The sequence below is a fragment of the Pseudomonas deceptionensis genome (genome assembly GCF_900106095.1).
Lineage (GTDB): Bacteria > Pseudomonadota > Gammaproteobacteria > Pseudomonadales > Pseudomonadaceae > Aquipseudomonas > Aquipseudomonas deceptionensis.
This window is the reverse complement of record NZ_FNUD01000002.1, coordinates 1577319-1599631: the sequence shown is the minus strand read 5'-3', so window position 1 is coordinate 1599631 and position 22313 is coordinate 1577319. Positions and strand designations below refer to the sequence as shown.

Annotated in this window: 21 protein-coding genes; 12 read left to right on the top strand and 9 right to left on the bottom strand. The window is 60.9% G+C overall.

All coding sequences use genetic code 11. The features are described from left to right. Positions 1–9: 9 nt before the first annotated feature. From BLW11_RS07285 to BLW11_RS07275, 3 genes are all read right to left on the bottom strand, one after another. Entirely contained in the window at positions 10–600 is a 591-nt protein-coding gene (locus BLW11_RS07285; protein WP_048359327.1) for an HAD family hydrolase, read from the bottom strand. After that, the gene (gene tesB, locus BLW11_RS07280) at positions 597–1466 is read right to left on the bottom strand and encodes an acyl-CoA thioesterase II (protein ID WP_048359328.1); all 870 of its coding nucleotides are present in this window, start codon (positions 1464–1466) and stop codon (positions 597–599) included. The genes BLW11_RS07285 and tesB overlap by 4 nt, the downstream gene beginning before the upstream one ends. Before the next feature lie 84 nt (positions 1467–1550). Next, positions 1551–2120, bottom strand: a complete 570-nt coding sequence (locus tag BLW11_RS07275) for a GNAT family N-acetyltransferase (protein ID WP_048359329.1) — start codon at positions 2118–2120, stop codon at positions 1551–1553. A 90-nt stretch (positions 2121–2210) separates the two neighbouring features. Between BLW11_RS07275 and BLW11_RS07270 the strand changes: the two genes are divergently transcribed. Both BLW11_RS07270 and BLW11_RS07265 read left to right on the top strand, forming a co-directional pair. Beyond that, a complete protein-coding gene (locus tag BLW11_RS07270; protein ID WP_048359330.1) occupies positions 2211–3131 on the top strand; it encodes a histone deacetylase family protein in 921 nt (306 codons plus the stop codon). Positions 3132–3412: 281 nt separating this feature from the next. Then, positions 3413–4654, top strand: coding sequence for a TIGR03862 family flavoprotein (locus BLW11_RS07265; protein ID WP_048359331.1), 1242 nt, complete (start codon positions 3413–3415; stop codon positions 4652–4654). A 100-nt stretch (positions 4655–4754) separates the two neighbouring features. Here BLW11_RS07265 and rhlE1 read toward each other — a convergent pair whose 3' ends face one another. The 4 genes from rhlE1 to BLW11_RS07245 all read right to left on the bottom strand — a co-directional run bounded on the left by rhlE1 (position 4755) and on the right by BLW11_RS07245 (position 8329). Then, positions 4755–6092 carry an RNA helicase RhlE1 gene (rhlE1, locus tag BLW11_RS07260; RefSeq protein ID WP_048359332.1) on the bottom strand — a complete coding sequence of 446 codons (1338 nt, stop codon included), beginning with the start codon at positions 6090–6092 and terminating at the stop codon, positions 4755–4757. 67 nt (positions 6093–6159) lie between these two features. Beyond that, positions 6160–7050, bottom strand: coding sequence for a drug/metabolite exporter YedA (gene yedA, locus BLW11_RS07255; protein WP_048359333.1), 891 nt, complete (start codon positions 7048–7050; stop codon positions 6160–6162). 161 nt (positions 7051–7211) lie between these two features. Then, the gene (locus tag BLW11_RS07250) at positions 7212–7823 is read right to left on the bottom strand and encodes a 3'-5' exonuclease (protein ID WP_048359334.1); all 612 of its coding nucleotides are present in this window, start codon (positions 7821–7823) and stop codon (positions 7212–7214) included. Between the two features lie 29 nt (positions 7824–7852). Further along, positions 7853–8329 (bottom strand): NYN domain-containing protein, encoded by a 477-nt coding sequence (locus BLW11_RS07245; RefSeq protein WP_048359335.1) that lies wholly within the window; start codon positions 8327–8329, stop codon positions 7853–7855. Positions 8330–8538: 209 nt separating this feature from the next. On the opposite strand from BLW11_RS07245, the gene BLW11_RS07240 reads away from it, so the two are divergent. From BLW11_RS07240 to BLW11_RS07205, 8 genes are all read left to right on the top strand, one after another. After that, complete coding sequence (locus BLW11_RS07240; protein ID WP_048359336.1) at positions 8539–9198, top strand: YciC family protein; 660 nt, start codon at positions 8539–8541, stop codon at positions 9196–9198. 89 nt (positions 9199–9287) lie between these two features. Continuing rightward, on the top strand, positions 9288–10370 hold the full coding sequence (locus tag BLW11_RS07235; RefSeq protein ID WP_048359337.1) for an endonuclease/exonuclease/phosphatase family protein: 1083 nt from the start codon (positions 9288–9290) through the stop codon (positions 10368–10370). A gap of 240 nt (positions 10371–10610) precedes the next feature. Continuing rightward, positions 10611–11297 (top strand): GntR family transcriptional regulator, encoded by a 687-nt coding sequence (locus tag BLW11_RS07230; RefSeq protein ID WP_048359338.1) that lies wholly within the window; start codon positions 10611–10613, stop codon positions 11295–11297. A 22-nt stretch (positions 11298–11319) separates the two neighbouring features. Next, a complete protein-coding gene (locus tag BLW11_RS07225) occupies positions 11320–11997 on the top strand; it encodes a DUF2848 domain-containing protein (protein WP_048359339.1) in 678 nt (225 codons plus the stop codon). 7 nt (positions 11998–12004) lie between these two features. Continuing rightward, positions 12005–13345 (top strand): amidase, encoded by a 1341-nt coding sequence (locus BLW11_RS07220; RefSeq protein ID WP_048359340.1) that lies wholly within the window; start codon positions 12005–12007, stop codon positions 13343–13345. A gap of 150 nt (positions 13346–13495) precedes the next feature. Beyond that, complete coding sequence (locus BLW11_RS07215) at positions 13496–14821, top strand: MFS transporter (RefSeq protein WP_082136238.1); 1326 nt, start codon at positions 13496–13498, stop codon at positions 14819–14821. A 21-nt stretch (positions 14822–14842) separates the two neighbouring features. Further along, positions 14843–15166 carry a LysR family transcriptional regulator gene (locus BLW11_RS07210; RefSeq protein WP_082136239.1) on the top strand — a complete coding sequence of 108 codons (324 nt, stop codon included), beginning with the start codon at positions 14843–14845 and terminating at the stop codon, positions 15164–15166. A gap of 291 nt (positions 15167–15457) precedes the next feature. Next, positions 15458–16903 carry an aldehyde dehydrogenase family protein gene (locus tag BLW11_RS07205; protein WP_048359342.1) on the top strand — a complete coding sequence of 482 codons (1446 nt, stop codon included), beginning with the start codon at positions 15458–15460 and terminating at the stop codon, positions 16901–16903. A 182-nt stretch (positions 16904–17085) separates the two neighbouring features. Here the strand turns inward: BLW11_RS07205 and hrpB are convergent, their stop codons facing one another. Next, on the bottom strand, positions 17086–19605 hold the full coding sequence (gene hrpB / locus BLW11_RS07200) for an ATP-dependent helicase HrpB (protein ID WP_048359343.1): 2520 nt from the start codon (positions 19603–19605) through the stop codon (positions 17086–17088). Positions 19606–19707: 102 nt separating this feature from the next. Between hrpB and BLW11_RS07195 the strand changes: the two genes are divergently transcribed. Together BLW11_RS07195 and BLW11_RS07190 are read left to right on the top strand one after the other, a co-directional pair. After that, a complete protein-coding gene (locus BLW11_RS07195; RefSeq protein ID WP_048359344.1) occupies positions 19708–20127 on the top strand; it encodes a hypothetical protein in 420 nt (139 codons plus the stop codon). Between the two features lie 22 nt (positions 20128–20149). Further along, complete coding sequence (locus BLW11_RS07190; protein ID WP_048359345.1) at positions 20150–21043, top strand: cation diffusion facilitator family transporter; 894 nt, start codon at positions 20150–20152, stop codon at positions 21041–21043. On the opposite strand, the gene BLW11_RS07185 is transcribed toward BLW11_RS07190, so the two are convergent. Then, entirely contained in the window at positions 21033–22115 is a 1083-nt protein-coding gene (locus BLW11_RS07185; protein ID WP_048359346.1) for a DUF6515 family protein, read from the bottom strand. The genes BLW11_RS07190 and BLW11_RS07185 overlap by 11 nt on opposite strands. Positions 22116–22313: the final 198 nt, after the last annotated feature.

Sequence of the window (22313 nt, the reverse complement as noted above, 5' to 3'; positions counted from 1 at the left end):
TACGTTCCGTTACCCGAGCAACTGGCGCAGCTCAAAGCAGTCTTTGGCATGCCAGTCGGTCAGGTCCGGCCACGGGTTTTCAGGCACGTTAACCAGTACGGTTTTACTACCCGCCGCGCGGCCGCAGTCCAGGTCAAAACGATAATCCCCCACCATCACCATCCTTGATGGCTCTACCGCCCACGCCCGGGCCAATTGCAGCAGGCCGTCCGGGTCTGGCTTGTGCGCTGCATTGTCGCGACCCAGCACATCGTGGGCTTCAAAATACTGGGCAATGCCTATCGCCTTGAGCGTGATATGCGCCAGTTCCTGGGCATTGCGGGTCAGGATGCCCAGGCGCACGCCCCTGTCGGCCAGCTCACGCACCAACTCGACAGCGCCTGGCGCCGGGGTTGAAGCCAGCGCCAGCTCGCGCTCGTGCTCAAGCAACCAGGCATGTTTGGCGGCTGACACATCGGCCGGCAAGCTGGCGAGGTGGGTCAAGATGTCTGCCTGCGCGGGAATCTCCAGATACTCACGAATAAAATCGAAGTCATGTACGGCGACCGTCAAGGTGCCATCCATGTCGAAAACCCAGTGCTTTATATCCTTGAGAGTCATGCCCAGTCCTTGCGATGGCGAATCAAGCCTTCCTGTGTGACCGACGCGACCAGTTTGCCCGCGCGGTTGTAGACGCTGCCACGGGAGAACCCGCGCGAGTTGCCGGCCCACGGGCTGTCCATGGCGTACAGCAACCAGTCATCGGCACGCAGGTCGGCGTGGAACCACAGCGCGTGGTCGAGGCTGGCGACCTGCATATCCTTTTGCCACACGCCTTTGCCGTGGGGCAGCAACGAGGTGGTCAGCAGGCCAAAGTCCGACGCGTAGGCCAGCAGGTATTTGTGCAGCGCCGGCGAGTCGGGCAGCGTGCCATCTGCACGGAACCACACGTATTTGATCGGGTCGGTGACTTGGGGGTTGAACGGGTCTTCGCCCACCACCGGCCTGAACTCGATGGGCTTGGCGCACAGCAACTTTTCACGCATCGATTCAGGAATCAAGTGCGCACGCTGGCGAATCATGTCGAGTTCCGAAGGCAGATTCTCCGGCCCTACAACGTCGGGCATCGGGTTCTGATGTTCAAAACCACCCTCGTCGTATTGAAACGAAGCGCTGCTGGTGAAAATCGGCTTGCCCTTCTGAATCGCGGTCACCCGGCGCGTGCTGAAGCTGCCGCCGTCACGCACCCGGTCAACCTGATACACCACGGGCAGGCTGGCATCGCCCGGACGCAAAAAGTAGCCATGCATCGAGTGCACATGGCGGGCGTCTTCAACCGTCTGGCTCATGGCCGACAACGATTGCCCGAGCACCTGACCACCAAACAGCTGGCGAAAACCCAAGTCCTGGCTGCTGCCGCGAAAAAGGTTCTCTTCGATCGGTTCCAGGGTCAGCAAATTGACCAGATCATCCAACACTTGGCTCATCGAGATTCTCCTCACACAAAGCAATACCGTCGTAATCTTCGTTACGCAGGTCAAAATTTTCGGCTTGCGCCGCTCTACACCTGCTTAGCCGTGCAGGGTTTCCAGCCACTGTGCCCGCGTAATGCGGTACAGCGCATGGGACCTCAGGGGGTGGCCCTGAGGTAGCCTTGGATGCTCAAAGTCGCCGTCCAGATCACGCTGCATGCCGATGGCCTGCATCACTTTTTGCGACGGCAGGTTCAGTTGGCTCGTAAACGACACCACCTGATCCAGGGCCAGCCGGTCAAAGGCACAGCGCAACGCCGCCCAGGCCGCCTCGCTGGCATAACCCAGGCCCCAGTGTTCGGGCGCCAGGCGCCAGCCGATTTCAACCGCCGGGGCGAACGAGGCTTCAAGCGTGACATTCATCAACCCGGTAAAACCGATAAAGGCACCTGTGTCCTTGCGCTCCAGAGCCCAAAGCCCGTAGCCGTATTCGGCAAAGTGACCGCGTATCCGGCCAATCAGCGCTGCACTTTCAAGACGGCTCAAGGGGGCAGGAAAATGACGCATCACCTGAGGGTCGGCACACATTGCCGCGAACTCGGGCAAATCTGTGTCGCGCCAGGGGCGTAAGTGCAAACGGGCACTTTCGAGCTCTTGAATCTGCTCCATCAGTCCTCTCCGATTTGTTACCGGGCTTTTCACATGTTGTAAGTGTACAGCGCTGGTAATATCCAGCGCTCGTTCCGACGTGAAATCCCTATGCCTGTACCGTTGATTTACCACGATGACTACAGCCCGCAGTTCCCGGCCGAGCATCGCTTCCCGATGGACAAGTTCCGTCTGCTGCGCGACCACCTGGTCGAGTCCGGGTTGACCCGCGATGCGGACCTGTTGCGCCCCGAACTGTGCCCTGTGGATATCCTTGCGCTGGCCCATGACCGTGCCTATATCGAACGCTATATGGCCGGCGAACTGGCCCGCGAGGATCAACGCCGCCTGGGCTTGCCCTGGAGCGAAGCACTGGCACGGCGAACCGTTCGCGCGGTGGGCGGGTCGCTGCTGGCCGCCGAGCAGGCGCTGGAGCACGGGCTTGCCTGCCACCTGGCCGGCGGCACCCATCACGCGCACTACGATCACCCGGCAGGCTTTTGCATCTTCAATGACCTGGCGATCATCAGCCGCTACATGCTGGAAAGTGGCCGGGTAAACCGGGTGCTGATTTTCGACTGCGATGTGCATCAAGGTGATGGCACGGCACGAATCCTTGAACATACGCCCGATGCGATTACCGTTTCCCTGCACTGCGAAAAGAACTTTCCGGCGCGCAAAGCGCAAAGTGACTGGGACATCGGCCTGCCCATGGGTATGGGCGATGCCGAGTATTTGCAAGTGGTCGACGAGGCGCTCAATTACCTGCTGCCGCTGTATCAGCCGGACCTTGTGCTGTATGACGCCGGGGTCGATGTGCACAAGGACGATGCCCTGGGCTACTTGAAGTTGACCGATGCAGGCGTTGGCGCCCGTGACGAGAGCGTGATGCGCCACTGTCTGGGCCGCGATATTCCAGTGGTCGGGGTGATTGGTGGCGGTTACAGCAAAGACCGCAAGGCCCTGGCGCGCCGGCACGGGATTCTGCATCACAGTGCGCAGAAGGTCTGGCTGTCATCGGGTTGTCATTAAGCTGTGATTTTTTACCCACAATGCCTGTGGAACTGCCTGTGGATAACCTGAGTGAAAGCCCTTGCAGGCCACGGGGTGTATAGCTCTCAGGATGCTGTATGTTTTTCGTACAGCGCAAGCCGATTAAATCCTGTAGCCGCTGCCGCAGGCTGCGATAAGGTCCGAAGGGCCTTCAAAGAGCGGGGCCGCTTCGCAGCCCATCGCCGCCTGCGGCAGCGGCTACAGGGTTTGGCACAGTCAGGTAGAATGCGCAGCTTATTTCGCCGATTTGCAGCCCTGCCATGACTGACTCCACTCCCTCCCCTTCCCGTCACGTCGCCATTATTGGCGGGGGCCCGGCCGGCTTGATGGCCGCCGAAGTGTTGAGCCAGGCAGGCGTTCGGGTTGATCTGTATGACGGCATGCCCTCGGTGGGCCGCAAGTTTTTGCTGGCCGGGGTCGGCGGCATGAATATCACCCACTCCGAAGCCTACCCGGCATTCCTGTCGCGCTACGCCGAGCGCGCGCCGCATATGGCGCCCCTGCTGCGCGCCTTCGATGCCGATGCGTTGTGCCAGTGGATTCACGAACTGGGTATCGAAACCTTTGTCGGCAGCTCGGGCCGGGTGTTCCCTACCGATATGAAAGCTGCGCCCCTGCTGCGCGCCTGGCTAAAACGTTTGCGCGAATCCGGCGTAGTTATCCACACCCGCCATCGCTGGCTGGGCTGGCAAGCCGATGGCCAGCTGCGCATCGACAGCCCGGAAGGCGAAAAACAGTTAAAGCCTGACGCAGTGTTGCTGGCACTGGGCGGCGGCAGTTGGGCCCGTCTGGGCTCGGACGGCGCGTGGATGCCATTGCTGGCCGAGCGTGGCGTCGAACTGGCGCCGTTGCAGCCGAGCAATTGCGGGTTTGATGTGGCGGGCTGGAGCGAGGTGCTGCGCAGCAAGTTTGCCGGCGCGCCCCTCAAGAACATCGCCATTGCCCTGGAGCACAGCACGCCGCGCTTGGGCGAGTGCGTGATTACCGCCAGCGGGATTGAAGGGAGTTTGATTTACGCCTGGTCGGCGCCGATTCGTGAAGCGATCAATCAACAGGGTGAAGCGACGATCTTGATCGATCTGCTGCCAAACAAGCCTGTGGATAAAGTTCAGGCCGCACTGGCCAAGCCGCGTGGCTCGCGCTCGATGAGCAAGCATTTGCACAGCCAGTTGGGGCTTGATGGCGTGAAAGCCGCTTTATTGCGCGAGTTGGCGCCAGCCGAACACTTCAACGACCCGGCGCAATTGGCCAAGGCCATCAAGGCGCTGGCACTGAAGCTGATCAAGGCCCGCCCGCTGGACGAGGCCATCAGCAGCGCCGGTGGGGTGAAGTTTGAGGCTGTGGATGAAAACCTGATGCTTAAAGCTTTGCCGGGGGTGTTCTGTGCGGGCGAAATGCTTGATTGGGAAGCCCCCACCGGCGGCTACTTGCTCACAGGCTGTTTTGCCAGTGGCCGCGCCGCAGGGTTGGGGGTTTTAAGCTGGCTGAAAGCGCAGCACTGATCCTGGCCAGGGGGCCAGTGGGAGCGAGCCTGCTCGCGAAGGCTGTTCGCGAGCAGGCTCGCTCCCACAGTTTTAAGTTGCGCCAGGGTCGGCGTCGACCTTAAGGCTTGCGCTTGCGCGGACCGGTGTTGAACACAGGCACTTTACGCACAGGCTTGACCGATGGCTCGACCGGTGCCGCTTCGCCGCTATCCACCCACTTGCCCAGGTTGCGCTTGCCGCCACCGCCTGAGGTCTTAGGTTTTTTTGGCTTCTTCGGCTTTTTGATCACCTGACCCGAGGCATCTGTCTCGGGCACACGGTGCTCCGGCTCGAAGTCTTGCTCTTCGTGGCGCGGCAAGGTCTGACGGGTGAGCATCTCGATTGCCGACAACATGTTCACTTCGTCAGCACAGACAAACGAAATCGCTTCGCCCTTCTGCCCGGCACGGCCGGTACGACCAATGCGGTGAATGTAGTCTTCAGCCACGATCGGCATGTCGAAGTTGATCACCAGCGGCAGGTCTTCGATATCCAGACCACGGGCGGCAACATCGGTCGCCACCAGGATCTGTACTTCGCTGGCCTTGAAACGGTCCAGAGCACGTTGACGCGTGGCTTGGGGCTTGTCGCCATGAATGCCGTCCGCGTTAATGCCCAAGCCTTGCAGCTTGCCCACCAGCTCATCCACACCGTTGCGGGTCTTGGCGAATACCAGCACCTGTTTCCAGTGCTGGGTGCGCAGCAAGTGCAAAAACAGCTCTGGCTTGCGCTTTTTGTCGACCGGGATGATCCATTGTTTGACGCTGCTGGCGGCCACGTTACGCGGGCTGACTTCGATGCTCAGCGGGTTGTCGAGCATCTGCTCGGCCAACAGCCGAATCGCGTCAGAAAAGGTCGCCGAAAACAGCAGGGTTTGGCGCTTTTTCGGTAAGACTCGATAGATATCACGCAGCTCTTCGGTGAAACCGAGGTCAAGCATGCGGTCAGCTTCGTCAAGAATCAGGGTTTGCAGTTGTGTGAACTTGATCGCCTTCTGACGATACAGATCGAGCAAACGACCCGGCGTGGCAACCAGGACATCAACCCCTTTGCGCATTTTCATCATTTGCGGGTTGATGCTGACCCCGCCGTACACCGCATAGGTGCTCAACGGCAGGTGCTCGGCGTACTGGCGGATGCTCTCGTGAACCTGTTCGGCCAGTTCGCGGGTCGGCACCAGTACCAGTGCACGCACCATGTTACTGGCGACTTTCGGGCCTTCCATGGTCAGCGATTGCAGCAACGGCAGCGCGAAGCCGCCGGTTTTGCCGGTGCCGGTCTGGGCTGCTGCCATCAGGTCGCGGCCAGCCAGTACTGCGGGGATCGCTTGGGCCTGAACCGGGGTTGGGGTCTTGTAGCCGAGCGTCTCAAGGGCGCGCAGCAAGGGTTCGATCAGGCCAAGGGTGGCGAATGTCATGGGGATACCGTCGAAAAAGGTCTGCGCAGGGGTGCATAAGTTGCAATGGCGCGCAGTTTACCCTAATTCACACGGGTTTCTGCTTGCGCCACTGCGGCAAACCGATCAACACCACGGCGCTGATGATGACCGCCATCGCCAGGCACTCTTCAAAACCGATGCTCTCGCCTGCGAATGCAATGCCCAGCATTACCGCAACGGCCGGGTTGACGTAGGCGTAGCTGGTGGCTGCGGCCGGACGCACGTTTTTCAGCAGATACATATAGGCGCTGAAAGCGATGATCGAGCCGAAGAACACCAGATAGATCAGCGCGCCCCAGCCAGCGGCGGTCGGCATTTGAGTCATGCGTTCGCCACTGAGCAGGCTGGCTGCCAGCAGCATGGCTCCGGCGGTGAGCATTTCGGCAGCACTGGCCATTGGCCCGGCCGGAAGCGGCAGGTGACGACTCCATACCGATCCAAACGCCCAGGCGGCGGCGGCAAAAATGACCATCGCGGCGCCGATTGGGCTGGCTTGCAGGTTGGAGCCCAGGTTGAGCATGCCGATGCCGACCAGCCCCAAGGCGATGCCCGCCCATTCGAGGCGGGTGTTGCGTGCACCCCAGAAGTAGCCGAACAGCAAGGTGAACAACGGCACGGTGGCCACCGCCAGCGCGGCGACGCCGGAGGCCACACCCGAATGCTCGGCCAGGGTCACGCCACCATTGCCGCAGGCCAGCAACAAAAAGCCGATCATGGCGGCCGAACGCCACTGCACGGCAGTGGGTGCGGGGGCACCACGCCAGCGCATAAAGGCATACATCAAACTGCCCGCGATGAGAAACCGCACCCCGGCCATCATCAACGGCGGCCAGGATTCAATGCCAATGCGGATGGCCAGATAGGTCGAGCCCCAAATCACGTACAAGGCAAAAAAAGCACCGATCAGTTGTAGCGGAAAACGACGTGCGGCAGGCATGAAGGCAGCTCAAGGGCAAAGGCAGGGGACTGGCGAGTTTAGACAAGGAGGGACGAAATAATAAGTAACAGAACGCACCAAAAGGGGCCGTACACTTTTTGTTGAAGAGCAAAAGCCCCTCACCCTCACCCTCTCCCTCCGGGAGAGGGTGAGGGCCTCTGTCAAAACCCGCGATAACGCTTCAGATGCTCGTTGACCTTCGCCGCCGGGACTTTTTGCAAACCACACAGCAGGTCGTGATTGAGCTCTTTCAAGCCGTGCTTCTGACGCAGTTGCTGGGCCAGATAGGCGGTCAGGTTAGCCGCCATTTCCGCATCGGCCATGGCCCGGTGAGCCTGCCCTGTGTGGGGCAAATCGGCAAAGGTCGTCAGAGTGCCCAGCTTGTGGTTGGGCGCCGCCGGCATCAGGCGTCGCGCCAGCAGCAAGGAACAGGCGAAGTTCTGCAAACGGGTGCGCTTGATGCGGCCCATTTCGAAGTCCCAGAATTTTTGGTCAAAGGCCGCGTTGTGGGCCAGCAACGGTGTGATGCCGACGAACTCGTTAACCTCGTTCATCACTTGCTCGGCCGAAGGCGCGGTGCGCAGCATGGCGTTGCTGATGCCGGTCAATTGCTCAATAAACCCCGGTACGCGAACGCCCGCGTTCATCAGGCTTTGATAACGCTCGACAATATGCCCGCGCTCAAGAATCACCACTGCAATTTCGGTGGCCCGGCAACTGCTGCTCGGGGAGATGCCGGTGGTTTCAAAGTCAATAACCGCGATGCGTTCCAAACCTGGTCAATCCTGTAAAAAGTGGGGGGTTACTTGAGCAGCAAATTGCCTTCAATCGGCACGTAACGGCTGGCAGCGCGAATCAGTGAGTTGGCAGTCAGGCCGGGCACGCCATAGGCCACGGTTTCAACCCCGTGCTTGCTGGCAATGCGTTCGAGCAACAGGTCGAAATCGCCATCACCCGAAGCCAGCACCACTTCGTCCACATTGGCAGCAACGTCCATGATGTCGATGGTGATGCCCACGTCCCAGTCGCCCTTGGCCGAGCCATCGCTGCGCTGGATATAGGGTTTGAGTTTTACCGTGAAGCCGAGGTTGCGCAGGATCTGCTGAAACTGCTGCTGTTTGCTGTCACCCCGGTCGATTGCGTAGGCGTAGGCCTCGACGATCTCACCGCGTTTGGTGATATCAGCCCACAGGGCGGCGTAATTGAAATGGCAGCCATAGGCCTGGCGAACCGTGTAGTAGAGGTTCTGCACATCCGCGAAGACCGCAATTTTTTTCACCGGCAAACCTCATGATGCCCGGGCAAGCGGGCAAGCGACTGAAAAACAAGGCCGCAGTATGCCAGCCTGTCGAGGGTTTGCGCGGATAAACCGCCCGGCGTTCATCGACGCCTCGCCGGGCGGCGTAAAAAGCCTCGTCGTTAACATTTATTCATAACCGCCTCTCATCGGTTAAAGTGGCGCATCGCTTTTAACGCCGACAACTGCCAATGAATCCGCTGACTGTTATTCGTGACTCCCTGTACTTCTTCCAGCGCAATCTGAGCCAGATCGTAATGCTGTGCTTGCCGCTGGTCATCCTTGAGGCGGTGTTGCAGCACATCGTTGATAACGCCGTGGGCCCCGATCCGTCGCCAGGTTATGGCTTGATCGTCGGGTTGCTCCTGTACCCGGTGTACACCGCGGCCCTGATCCTGTTTCTCGATGCCCGCAGCCGGGGCGAAAGCCCGCGCAACCGTGACCTGCTGGCGATGGCCCTCAACCTGTGGCCCCGGTTCGCCCTGCTCTCGGCAATCAGTACATTGCTGATCGTGCTCGGGCTGTCGATGTTTTTTATCCCCGGTATTTTCCTGACCGTCGTACTGGCCTTTTCGGAGTACCGGTTGGTATTGCGCGGCGACGCTCCCTTGGCGGCCATGAAAGCGAGCTTCACCCTGAGCCGGGGTCATTTCTGGCGGATTTTCGTTTGCATACTGGCCGTATTGGGGCCACTGATGCTGCTCAAGGAGTTCAGCTACTCTCTGTTCGTCAAAGAGGACAACACGCTGCTCTCACTGGTACTGGACAGTGCCAACAGCTTTTTGCAGTTGTTTGTCTCTGTAGTTCTTTTCCGTTTATTTATGTTGCTTAGCGAAAAATCCGACAAGTAAAAACAACTAATCCTAAACGCAGAACCTTGGGGTGCCGAGCTGCCGTCGAGTATGCTCGGTCACTCTTTGTAACGTCATAAGTCGAGCCCATGCCACGTTTCCTGCGCCGCACCGTCAAAGGTTTGCTGTTGATCTCAGCGCTGCTGGCATGCCTGATTTACAGCGTTACGTGGCGCCCCAATGCCAAAGAAGTCCTGACTCTCACCTGCCCGATCACGGCCCCCGTGCTGGTACCCGGCCAGGCGCTCAAGATCATGACGTGGAACATTCAGTACCTGGCCGGCAAGCGCTATGTGTTCTGGTACAACCTGGCTGACGGCAGCGGCCCCGACACCCGCCCTACACGGGATGACATGGCCTTCAGCCTTGATGAAGTGTCACGGGTCATTCGTGACGAGCGCCCTGATCTGGTGCTGCTGCAAGAGGTCGACAACAACGCCAAGGCCAGCGCCTACCAGGATCAATTGGCCCTGTTGCAAGAGCGCCTGATCGACCTTTACCCGTGCAGTACACAAGCGTTTACCTGGAAGGCGGACTTTGTGCCCGACCGGCATATTTTCGGCAGCGTCGGACGCACACTGGTCACCCTCAGCCGCTACCAGATCGAACACGCCGAGCGACTGCAATTGCCCGTGGCCGAGGCCAACTTCATCAGCCGCCAGTTCCAGCCCAAGCCTGCACTGCTGGTCAACTACCTGCCGCTCAACGACGGCGGGCAACTGGCGGCGATCAATACGCAACTCGATGCCCCCGCCCTGAACAACAGCAACCTGCGCCAGCAAATGAAGGCCGTGGCGGCCCTGGCCGACAGGCTCGAAAGCCAGGGCACGCCGTGGGTGATCGGGGGGGATTTCAATTTACTGCCCATAGGCCAGTTCTTGCGCTTGCCCGCCCCCGTGCGGCTGGGCTACTCACCGGACAGCGAGTTGCACCTGCTCTGGGAAAAGTACCCGATGATCCCCAGCAACCCTGAAGCCACCGGCATCGACCGCGAATTGTGGCTGACCCACTTCCCCAACGCCCAGGGCACCGAAGAGCCCGACCGCACCCTCGACTACCTCTTCTACAGCCCGAAACTGCAGCGCATTGAAGGTTATGTGCGCCAGGAAGACACCCTGACCATCTCGGATCACTTGCCGGTACTCGGACGGTTTTTGTTGCCCGCGGACTGAATCTCCCCCTGCAACCCGACTGCCTGACATTGCTACCACGCCCGCACATCGATAGGGCACACCGGTACAAAACCGGGCACAAAGGTAACAAGTAACAACCTGCCCAAACCTCCCCTGCACAGCGCCGATTACCTGTACCCCTTGCCAATCAAGGCTTGGCTCCCGTTCGCCAGACGATGGCACAGGCTTTGCTTTAGTCTGAAAAGCATCTGATATATCAGACGCTTTTCAGGAGTGAGCATGTCCGAACCTATCGATTTCTCCAGCAGCCGCCAGACCGCGACTGCTCCTAAAAGCGCAGCCCAGCTGCGCGAGCTGGCCTATGCGCAAATCAAGCAGCGCATCATCAGTTGCGAGTACCGCCCCGGCGATGCAATCAACGAAGCGCAACTGACCGCAGCACTGGGCATTGGCCGAACGCCGATCCATCAGGCGCTGCACCGCCTGGAAGTAGAAGGCATGGTCACGATCATGCCGCGCAAGGGCGTGATGGTGACGGCCCTGTCGCTCAACGATGTACTCGACATGATCGAAGTCCGCGTGAGCAACGAACAGCTCTGCGTAAAGCTTGCCGTAGAGCGGGCACACGACGCGGACATTCAGGCCATGCGCGACATCCTGGATCAGACCCCCGCCTTGCTGGCCAAGCGCGATGTGACCGGTTTGATGTCACTGGACCTGCAATTTCACATGTCGATTTCCGCTGCCGCGCACAACCGCGTGCTGGCCGAGTTGCTGCGCAACCTTCACGAAAAACAGGCGCGATTCTGGTACCTGACCCTGTCGGAAAACCACCACAGCGAACGCATCTACCACGAACACCTGCAAATCCTTGAGGCGCTGGAACAACGGGATGGCAACGCTGCCATCGCGGCCATCCATCACCACATCGACGATTTCCGCCGCGCCATCATGCGCACGCTTTAATCACTCACCGCGAGAGCTTCCCATGACTCAATTGACCTTCCACGTCGTCGGCCAAGGCGACCACCACGCCAGCATCAAACACCTGATCATCGCGGGCTGGGCGGGGCGCAACAGCGAAGCAGTGGAGCACCATATTGCTGAACTCGAAGCGCTGGGCGTGCGCCGCCCGACTCAGATCCCGTGCTTCTACCGGGTTTCGGCCAGCCTGTTGAACAACGCCGAAAGCATTCAGGTACCGGGCAAGGATTCATCCGGCGAGACCGAGTTCGTGCTGATCCCCAGCGAGCAAGGGTTGCTGATCGGTCTGGGCTCGGATCACACCGACCGCAAGGTGGAAAGCTATGACGTCACCGTGTCCAAGCAGATGTGCGACAAGCCCATTGCACAGCAGGTGTGGCGCTACACCGAAGTTCAGGAACATTGGGATGAGCTGGTGATGCGCACCTGGCGCGTGCGTGACGGCGTGCGTGCGCTGTACCAACAGGGCCCTGTGACCAACCTGCTGGCCCCGGACACCCTGCTGGCAAAACTCAACAGCAAGGGCTCGCTGCCTGCGGACACTGCGATGTTCTGCGGCACGCAATCGGTGATCGGCGAGCTGGGTTATGGCGAAGCCTTTGAAATGGAACTGTTCGACCCTGTCCTCAACCGCAGCCTGCGTCACCAGTACGGTGTCGAACCACTGCCTGTCGCCGAGTAAGCACACGATGAACACTATTGCCGAGTTCGCCCAAGCACTGGCTGAGGGCCGTACCACCAGTGAAGCGCTGGTCACCCAGGCGCTGAGCCGCATTGAAGCCCACCGCGCAGCCGGCGGGGTTGCCTATATCAGCGTTGACGCCGACAGCGCCCGGCTGGCGGCACGGGCCAGCGATCTGGCACGCGCCAGCGGCTATGTACCCTCGCCGCTGGCCGGGTTGCCGGTGTCCATCAAGGATTTGTTCGACGTGAACGGGCAAGTGACTGCAGCAGGCTCCCGGTTACTGGCCGATGCACCGCCCGCCCGCCACGATGCGCTGGTGGTCGAGCGCCTGAGGGCGGCCGGCGCGATTTTGCTGGGCCGAACCAACATGAGCGAGTTCGCCTTTTCCGGGCTGGGCCTGAACCCCCACTTCGGCACGCCACTGACGCCTTGTGCGCCCGACCGTATCGCTGGCGGCTCGAGCTCCGGCGCAGCGGTGAGTGTGGCACTGGGCATGGCCGTCGCCGGGCTCGGCACCGACACCGGCGGCTCGATCCGTATCCCGGCAGCGTTTTGCAACCTGACCGGCTTCAAACCCAGCGCCAGCCGCGTCCCCATGGCCGGTTCCTTCCCCCTGGCCGCCAGCCTGGATTCGGTAGGCGCACTGACACGCAGCGTCGCCGACTGCATCCTGCTCGACCAGATCCTCAGCGCCGAGCAGCTGGATACCCGCGCCGCACCGCTGGCCGGGCTGCGCCTGGCCGTCACCCGGGACCTGGTCCTCGAACAGCTCGATGCCGACGTGGCAACGGCCTTCGAACGCTCCCTGAACCTGCTCGCCAAGGCCGGTGCCTGCATACGCTGGTTCGATTTTCCGGAACTGCACGAGCTGTCGCGCATCAATGCGGCGGGCGGCCTGACCGCTGCCGAAGCCTGGCAGGGCCATCGGCAGTGGCTTGAGGGTGATGACAGCCACCGCTATGACGTGCGCGTCGCTCAACGCATTCGTCGCGGCGCGGCCATCAGTGCAGCCGACTACCTGGACGTGCGAAACGAACGCCAACGCCTGATCAGCGTGGCACGTGAGCGTCTGGGCGATGCGGATGCCTGGCTGCTGCCCAGTGTTGCGGTGGTTGCGCCGAAGCTGGCAGACCTGGCGCAAGACGCCGCGTTCTTCGCTACCAATGGCTTGGTGTTGCGCAATACCAGCGTCATCAACTTTCTTGACGGCTGCGCCCTGAGCCTGCCGTGCCAGCGCGGCGACGAGTTGCCGGTAGGGCTGTCGATTGCAGGCCTCCATGGGCAGGACGCCCGCGTGCTGCAAGTGTCTCGCGCTATCGAGGCCCTGTTGCGAGAACACACGTGATGCTCTGGCACTGACCTGAGGGCAGGCCCGACCTGCCCTGCTTCACCTGACTGAACCGACAAAAAATGACACGGCGGACCATCGTGCGCCCCCACTCGCCTGCCAATCGGCTTGCGCGCTCTGTTGCGCAACGAATTGACGAGAAAACTTATGAACCGAAGCAACCCAAGTTCAACCATGGAGCTGGACCACGCGCCGATGGCAGACGACGTGGCGATGGTCTACCGCAAGATCGCGTGGCGCCTGTTGCCGTTTCTGGTGTTTCTCTTCGTACTGGCCTGGATCGACCGGGTCAACGTGGGCTTTGCCAAACTGTCCATGCTCCAGGACCTGGGCTTCAGCGAAGCCGTTTACGGGCTGGGGGCCGGGATATTCTTTATCGGTTACTTCTTCTTTGAAGTGCCCAGCAACCTGCTTCTGGAGAAAATCGGCGCCCGCCGCACTCTGGCGCGCATCACCATCATGTGGGGCCTGACGTCCATCGCCATGGCTTACGTCGAAAGCGCCTGGTCGTTCTACGTGTTGCGGTTTCTGCTGGGGGCCTTTGAAGCAGGCTTCTTCCCGGGTGTGGTGCTGTACCTCACCTACTGGTTCCCGGCGGCGCAGCGGGCAAAGATCAATGGCATGTTCATGACCTCCTTCGCGATTGCCGGCGTGATCGGCGGCCCGCTGGCCGGGTTCATCATGAGCCGCATGGTCGGGGTCGGCAGCCTGGCCAACTGGCAATGGCTGTTCATCCTCGAAGGTATCCCCTCGGTGATCGCAGGCTTCCTGGTGCTGCGCTATCTCCCGGAAAAACCGGCCAATGCCAAGTGGCTGAGCCCCGAACAGCGCAAGATGGTCAGCGACACGATTGCACGCGAAGACAAGTTGCCGGGCAAACACAGCGACCTGCGCTCACTGATTCGTTACCCCAAGCTATGGTTATGCGCGCTGGTGTACTTTTGCCTGGTCAGTGGCAACGCGACCATTGCGTTCTGGACCCCGTCTGTCATTCAGTCGCTGGGCGTCACAGACACCATGAACATCGGGCTGCTGGCCTCAATCCCTTTCATACTGGGCACTGTGGCCATGCTGTGGAACGGCTTTCACTCTGACAAAACGGCCGAGCGCCGACTTCACTGCGCGATGGCTGCCCTGATCGCCGGCCTGGGGCTGATCTGCACCGGCCTGTTTATCGGCAACGCCGTGATGGCACTGATCGCCCTGACGGTTGCGGCCATGGGCATCCTCGCCGCCTTCCCCGTGTTCTGGTCGATCCCCGGCGCATTTCTGGCCGGCACCGCCGCCGCGGGCGGTATCGCCTTGATCAACTGCATCGGCAACCTCGCAGGCTTTGTTGCGCCTTACATGATCGGCTGGCTGAAAACCCTCACCGGCAGCCTGGCCGCAGGCCTGTATCTGGTCGCAGCCTTTGAGTTGCTCGCAGGCTTGTTGCTGCTGCTGTGTTTCAAAGGGATCAAGGTCAACAAGTAACACCCGCAGAGGGCATGGACCATGACTGGATTGAACAAGGACGCTGAATTGCCAACCCCATCGCTGGTGCCACTGCATGCACTCTGGTTTTTTGAAGCCGTGGCTCGCCAAAAAAGCTTTACCAAGGCGAGCCGCGTGCTGGCGGTCACGCAAAGTGCCGTCAGCAAGCAAGTCCGGAACCTGGAGAACAGCCTGGGCCTTGAGCTCTTTGAGCGGCGCGGCACAGAAGTGACGCTCACTGAAGCCGGCACGGTGTTGCTGGCATGTGTTCAACCGATGCTGCTGTCGCTGAACCAGACCGTGCAGGCACTTGCCCGGGCAACACCGAAAAACGCCCCTGAATGACCTCAATTCTGACGCCTCCCATCCCCCCGAAGAAGCCTGTTTTTCCCCCTCGTTTCGGCCTGCCCGCTCAATTGCGCCTGCTTTTTATTTAAGTCATACTACGTCATACAACTACAAAAAACGCTTAATGCTTCTCTACGAACCTCCACAGAAGACGGGTATTTTCATGGACTTCGAAAGTCAACGCGTTAAACAGATCTCCTCTTCCCCCAGCATGGCAATTGCCATGCGCACCAAGGAGCTCGACATTGTCGGCATGAGCCTTGGCGAACCCGTATGTGGAGCAATCTCATGACTGATTCAAAGCGTTTCAACAATTTCATTGGCGGCGAGTGGGTCGCAGCCACAGGTTACAGCTCAAACATCAACCCCTCGGACCTGTCCGACGTGATCGGTGAATACGCCCAGGCGGATGTCGCCCAGGTCCAGGCTGCGATTGATGCGGCTCGGGCAGCGTTCCCGGCATGGTCGACTTCGGGTATTCAGGCCCGTTGCGATGCGCTGGACAAGGTCGGCAGCGAAATCCTCGCCCGCAAGGATGAACTGGGCACCCTGCTGGCACGCGAAGAAGGCAAGACCCTGCCTGAAGCGATCGGTGAAGTGAGCCGTGCCGGTAATATCTTCAAGTTTTTCGCCGGTGAATGCCTGCGCCTGTCGGGTGATTACCTGCCCTCGGTCCGCCCGGGCGTACACGTAGAAGTCACCCGTGAAGCCCTGGGTGTGGTGGGGCTGATCACCCCCTGGAACTTCCCCATTGCCATCCCGGCCTGGAAGATTGCCCCGGCCCTGGCCTATGGCAACTGCGTGGTCTTCAAGCCTGCCGATCTGGTACCGGGCTGCGCCTGGGCTCTGGCCGAAATCATCTCCCGCGCCGGCTTCCCGGCGGGCGTGTTCAACCTGGTGATGGGCAGTGGCCGCGTGGTCGGTGAAGCCATCGTCAATAGCCCGAAAGTGGACGGTGTCAGCTTTACCGGCTCGGTGGGTGTCGGACGCCAGATCGCGATCAACTGCGTGTCACGCCAGGCCAAAGTCCAGCTGGAAATGGGCGGCAAGAACCCGCAGGTCATCCTCGACGATGCCGATCTCAAGCAAGCGGTCGAGCTGGCGGTACAGAGCGCGTTCTACTCCACGGGCCAGCGGTGCACCGCCTCAAGTCGCCTGATTGTCACCGCAGGCATTCACGACAAGTTCGTCGAAGCCATGGCCGAGCGCATGCGTTCGATCAAGGTCGGCCACGCCTTGCAGGCGGGGATCGATATCGGCCCGGTCGTGTCCCGCGCTCAGCTCGACCAGGACCTTGGCTACATCGACATTGCCCGGAACGAAGGCGCTCGACTGGTGACCGGCGGCAACCTGGTGACGTGCGACACCGAGGGTTATTTCCTCGCCCCCGCGCTGTTTGCCGACAGCACCGCCAACATGCGCATCAGCCGCGAAGAAGTCTTCGGCCCGGTAGCCAATATCATCAAGGTTGCAGACTACGAAGCAGCCCTGGCCATGGCCAATGACACCGAATTCGGGCTGTCGGCGGGTATCGCCACGACCTCGCTCAAATACGCCAATCACTTCAAGCGCCACTCCCAGGCCGGAATGGTGATGGTCAACCTGCCTACCGCAGGCGTCGATTACCACGTGCCATTCGGCGGGCGTAAAGGTTCGTCCTATGGCTCCCGCGAGCAGGGCCGTTACGCGCAGGAGTTCTACACCGTGGTCAAAACCAGCTACGTCGGGTCTTGAAGCGCTGATACCCGGACCTGGAACTGTAGCCGCTGAGGAGCGCAGCGAGGCTGCGTCCGATTGCGAAGCGATCGTAAAACCTGAATGCGCGATCTCACTGAAACACCGCGCCGCCTGGTTTTACGACGGCTTCGCCGCCGCACGCAGCCTCGCTCCTTCGGCAGCGGCTACGGGTTTTTGCCCTACACCTTGCGCGGCTTGATCCGGGCCGTGGCTTCGGCCACCAGCGGATCATCGGGCCAGTAATGCTTGGGGTAGCGCCCCTTGAGGTCTTTTTTCACTTCGGCGTAGGTGCTGCGCCAGAAGTTGGCCAGATCTTGTGTCACTTGCACCGGGCGCCTTGCCGGCGACAACAGGTGCAGCTTGACCACTTGCCGCCCGCCCGCGATGCGCGGGGTATCCGCCAGGCCAAACAGTTCTTGCAATCGCACCGCCAGAATCGGCGGGTGCTCGCTGTAGTCCAGACGTACCGATGAGCCCGACGGCACCTTGATGTGATGCGGGGCCAGTTCGTCGAGACGCTGGGGCAGCGGCCATTTCAACACGTTATGCACAATGCTCGACAAGTCGAGGTTGGCAAAATGGCTCAGCCGAGAGACGCGCCCCAGGTATGGCGCCAGCCATTCCTCAAGCCCGGCCAGCAACGCAGCATCGCTGACGTCCGGCCATTCGCTTTGGCCCTGGGCCTGCAAATCAAGCTGACGCAACAATCCCACCCGCGCCTGCCATTGACGCAGTTCGGGTGTCCACGGCAGCAGCTCCAGCCCCTTGCGCCGCACCAGATTGATCAGCGCTTGCGTACGCGCCGCTTCGTCCAGCCCGGTCAATGGCTCACGGCTGAGCACCAGTTCGCCCACCTTGCGCTGGCGCTCGGCACGCAACACGCCTTCGCGTTCATCCCAATCCAGTTGATCCACAACGCGGACCTGTTCACTCAACACACCGTCCAGCAACGCGGGATCGAATTCGGCAGCCAGGTAGATCCGTTCTTCACGCTGCCCCTGACGGCTGCCTAGGTCAGCAATGACCAGCCAGGGCTGTTTCATCAAGCCATCAACCTCGCTAAAGAGCGCGGCCCGGCCATTGGCCAGCCGATACTCCGCACCGCCGGGCTTGCGTTGCTGAGCGATGCGGTCGGGGTAGGCCAGCGCCAGCAAGCAGCCCAGCCAGCGCGGGTGATCGGGGTCGGTGACCGGTTGCGTGGCCTTGCCGCGCAAATAGCCCCGATATTGCCGGGCCAGTTGTTTGGCGCGCTGCACACCACCCTGCCCGCCCCGGGCTGCGCGACTTTCGCCCGAAAGCAAGGCCAAACGGCTGTGCACATCCGCCCCGGCACCGCGCAGGATGTCACGCTCACCCAACAGCGCCGCCACGTCGCACGCCATGTCGGCCAGGCCCAGGTCGTGCCCGCGGATCAGCAGATGGGCGATACGCGGATGCGCCGGCAATTCGGCCATGGCTTCGCCGTGAGGGGTGAGCGTTTGCCCGTGCAAGGCCCCCAGGCGCTCAAGCAATTGCCGGGCCTGTGCATAACTTGCGCCGGGCGGAGCGTCGAGCCAGATCAGTTGCTCCGGCGTTACGCCCCAGCGGGCCAGTTGCAGCGCCACACCGGCCAGATCGGCCTGGAGGATTTCCGCGCTGCCATAAGCCGCCAGCTGCGCGTGCTGGTCTTCGGACCACAACCGGTAACACACACCGGGCTCCAGCCGCCCGGCCCGACCGGCGCGCTGGGTGGCGCTGGCACGGGAGATGCGCTGGGTGTCGAGACGGGTCATGCCGCTACCCGGGTCAAAACGCGGCACCCGTGCCAGCCCGGCGTCAATCACCACTCGCACACCGTCGATGGTCAGGCTGGTCTCGGCAATGTTGGTCGCCAGCACCACTTTGCGCAGGCCCACGGGCGCAGGCTCGATAGCCGCACGCTGGGCCGCCAGGTCCAGTTCGCCATGCAACGGGCACAGCAAAATATCGCTGCGCGAGCCCAGGGCGTCAGCCAGTTGCTGATTGACCCGGCGAATCTCCGCCTGCCCGGGCAAGAACACCAGCAGGCTACCGCTTTCATCGCTGATGGCATCGAGGACAGTCTGCACAACCCGCGGCTCGATAAACTCACCGGGCACAAATGGCCGCCCCCAACGCATGGCAACCGGGTACATGCGCCCTTCGCTGCGCAGGATCGGCGCATCATCGAGCACGCTGGACAGTCGCTCGCCTTCAAGGGTGGCGGACATCAGCAGGATTTTCAGCGGTTGCTCGTCACGAAACAGCTCTCGGCCATTGAGGCTCAAGGCCAACGCCAGATCGGCATCCAGACTACGCTCATGGAACTCGTCAAAAATCAGCAAGCCCACGCCTTCCAGCGCCGGGTCGTGCTGCAAGCGACGGGTAAGGATGCCTTCGGTCACCACTTCAATGCGGGTATTGGGGCCCACTTTGCTGTCCAGCCGAATCCGATAGCCTACGGTTTCGCCGACTTTTTCACCCAGTTCACTGGCCAAACGCTCTGCCGCCGCACGGGCAGCGAGACGCCGGGGTTCGAGCATAAGGATCTTCTGACCGGCGAGCCACGGCTCGTTGAGCAGGGCCAGCGGCACACGGGTGGTTTTACCGGCGCCGGGCGGTGCTTCAAGGACGGCTTCGTGGCGTTCGGCCAAAGCCAGACGCAGCGCAGGTAAAACTTCATCAATCGGCAAAGAAATCATGGTGGCTCCAGAACAGAGCGGCGAGTATAACGGCGAACAGTTGGGCATTAAGCGCAGTCTTAATGTTTGAACCCGTCCTTTAAGTGTCTTTGAGGTTTTTGTATGCGTATGCCTTCCCGTGTCATCGGTGGAGTCGTGGTTGCGGCCCTGCTCACCCAATTGACTGCCTGCGGCAGTATTTTCTTCCCCGACCGTCGTGGCCAGATCGACGGCAAGATCGACCCGATGATTGTCGTGCTCGATGCCGTGGGCCTGCTGTTTTATGTGATCCCGGGCCTGATCGCATTCGGCGTCGACTTCGCCACCGGCGCGATTTACTTCCCGCCAGGCAAAACGGCACAAATCGCCCCGGAAAAACTGCGCGAAGCCATCGGCGCAGATGGCAAGGTCGATAACGCCAAGCTACAGGCCATTCTCGAAAGCGAGTTGGGCCGCAGCTTCCCGCTGAACGACCCGCGCCTGATCCAGCACAAGGGCAGCGCTCAGCAATTGGCCATGTACGGTTTGCAGCCAGCCGCTTGATAGCGCGATATAAGGACCGTTTATGACCTCCAGCCCGGAACACGCCCGCCTGTTACGCCTTGCCACCCGCGCGTCGGTGGCGGTGGCGAGCCTGTTGATTGTGACCAAAGCCATCGCCTGGTGGCTCAGTGGCTCGATCAGCATGCTCGCCGGGCTGACCGATTCGCTGCTCGATGGCGTGACCTCGTTCCTCAACTTGCTGGCGGTGCATTACGCCCTGCGCCCGGCCGATGACGATCATCGTTATGGCCACGGCAAGGCCGAATCGCTGGCGGGTATGGCGCAAGCGCTGTTTATCGGTGTGAGTGCGGTGTTGATTGCCTTTCAGGCCTTCGAACGCCTGAAAAACCCCGAGCCTATGGGCGCACCGTGGATCGGGATTGGCGTGATCGTGTTTTCGCTGATCATGACCGCCGCGTTGCTGGTGCTGCAACACCGGGTGGTCAAGGCCACGGGCTCCAACGCAGTACGCGCGGACTCGCTGCATTACCGTTCAGACTTGATGCTCAATGGCAGCATTCTGGTTGCACTGGTGCTGGCCAGCGTGGGCTTCCCGCAGCTGGATGCATGGTTTGGTCTGGGGATTGCGGTGTATATCCTCTGGAGCGCCATCCAGATCGCCCGTGAGAGTTTTGCCGTGTTGATGGACCAGGAGTTACCGGGCGACGTCAGCGAGAACATGCTGAAGTTGGCCTGTAGCGTACCCGGCGTTCTGGGTGCTCACGACTTTCGCACACGCATCTCGGGCAATATCTGGTTTGTGCAGTTCCACCTTGAGCTGCCGGGCGAGCTGACCCTGTCCGCTGCCCATGCCCTCTGTGACCAGGCCGCCGATGCGATTGAAAAGGTCTACCCCCGGGCCGAAGTGCTGGTGCATGCCGACCCGACGGAGGTGGTCAAATCCCTCAATAGGTGACCTGATACCCGCGACTGCTCAGGCAACTGCCCTGGGCCTGCCGGTAGGCTTGCACCACAGCCGGCGACGGCGCATAGGTCGCTTTGGCCGGGTCAAAGCCGCTTTGACTGACAGCCCAGCGGTAGCACTCGTAGCCATCCTGATTGACTTGCTCAGGGCTCTGGCCATTCACCGGGTAAGCCACAACGTCATAGCCGTTGCTCACGGGCTGCGGAGCGGCTGGTGGGGGTTGAACCACGATGTAGTCCTGAGTCGCGGGCTGGTACTGGTAATACGCACCCGCTGCCAGGAACAGCAGCGTGCTGCCGATCCACAATTCCTGCGCATAATCTGGCAAGTACCCTACGCGAATCCCATACGGTGGCCGAACCACGACGTAAGGCGGGCCTTGCGGGCGATACCAATAGCCGCCTGAAAAGAAGTAGTTCTGGCCGCGATAAGGCACTTGCCAGTGCTTGTCGGGGAACCGGTCGACCATATACCCGGGGCGGTATTGCGGCCCCGAGCCCCAGCCATTGCCGTGCCCGGACGGACGACCGGCCCAGTTCTGGTCGCGGGGATGACTGCTGTTGTTTGAGGCACCAGGGTAGTAGCCGGGCCTCGGGTTTGAATCACCGGTATGCCAATTTTGATTGCCACCCTGGTTTGACCCTCCGGTATGCCAACTCTGATTCCCGCCAGGATTCGGGCTATGGGTCTGCTGCACGGCATTGGGACGAGGCTGGATCGGCAGGTTATTGGCAGGCGGGGCAGAGTGGCCTTGGCCCTGGCCGTGGGTCTCCTGCTGTGGACGGGCCTGCCACTGCCCGGCTTGCTGCTCGCCACGCCCCTGATTGGGCGAGTTGTGCTGTTCACGGGGCTGATTGCCCTGATTACCTTGCCCCCGGCCCTGCTCATGCTCGGGGCGCGCCTGGTTGTTGGCGCCTTGCTCCTGATGGCCCCGTTGCTGGCCGTTATTGCCGTGGGGTGGCTGATTATTGTCGTTACCTCGCGAGTCATCGGCCAGCACCTGGCCGCTGACACTCACACAGAGCACGCCAACTGTAGCCAAACGCCAGATGCGCAATTTCATGCTGTTTCTCACTGAGGGATAGGTCTTACTTGTAAGACTGGAAATTTGGAGGCCGGTTCTGCGAAAGGCTAACAGTTGCGCAGTTTTATTTCGGGCAATAAAAAAGGGCGACCCGTCGGTCGCCCTTTGAATTTTTTCGTCCTGGCTCAACACTTGTGATGTTGGCTCACCTCGCTCCGTCTTCTGGACAGTGCGTAG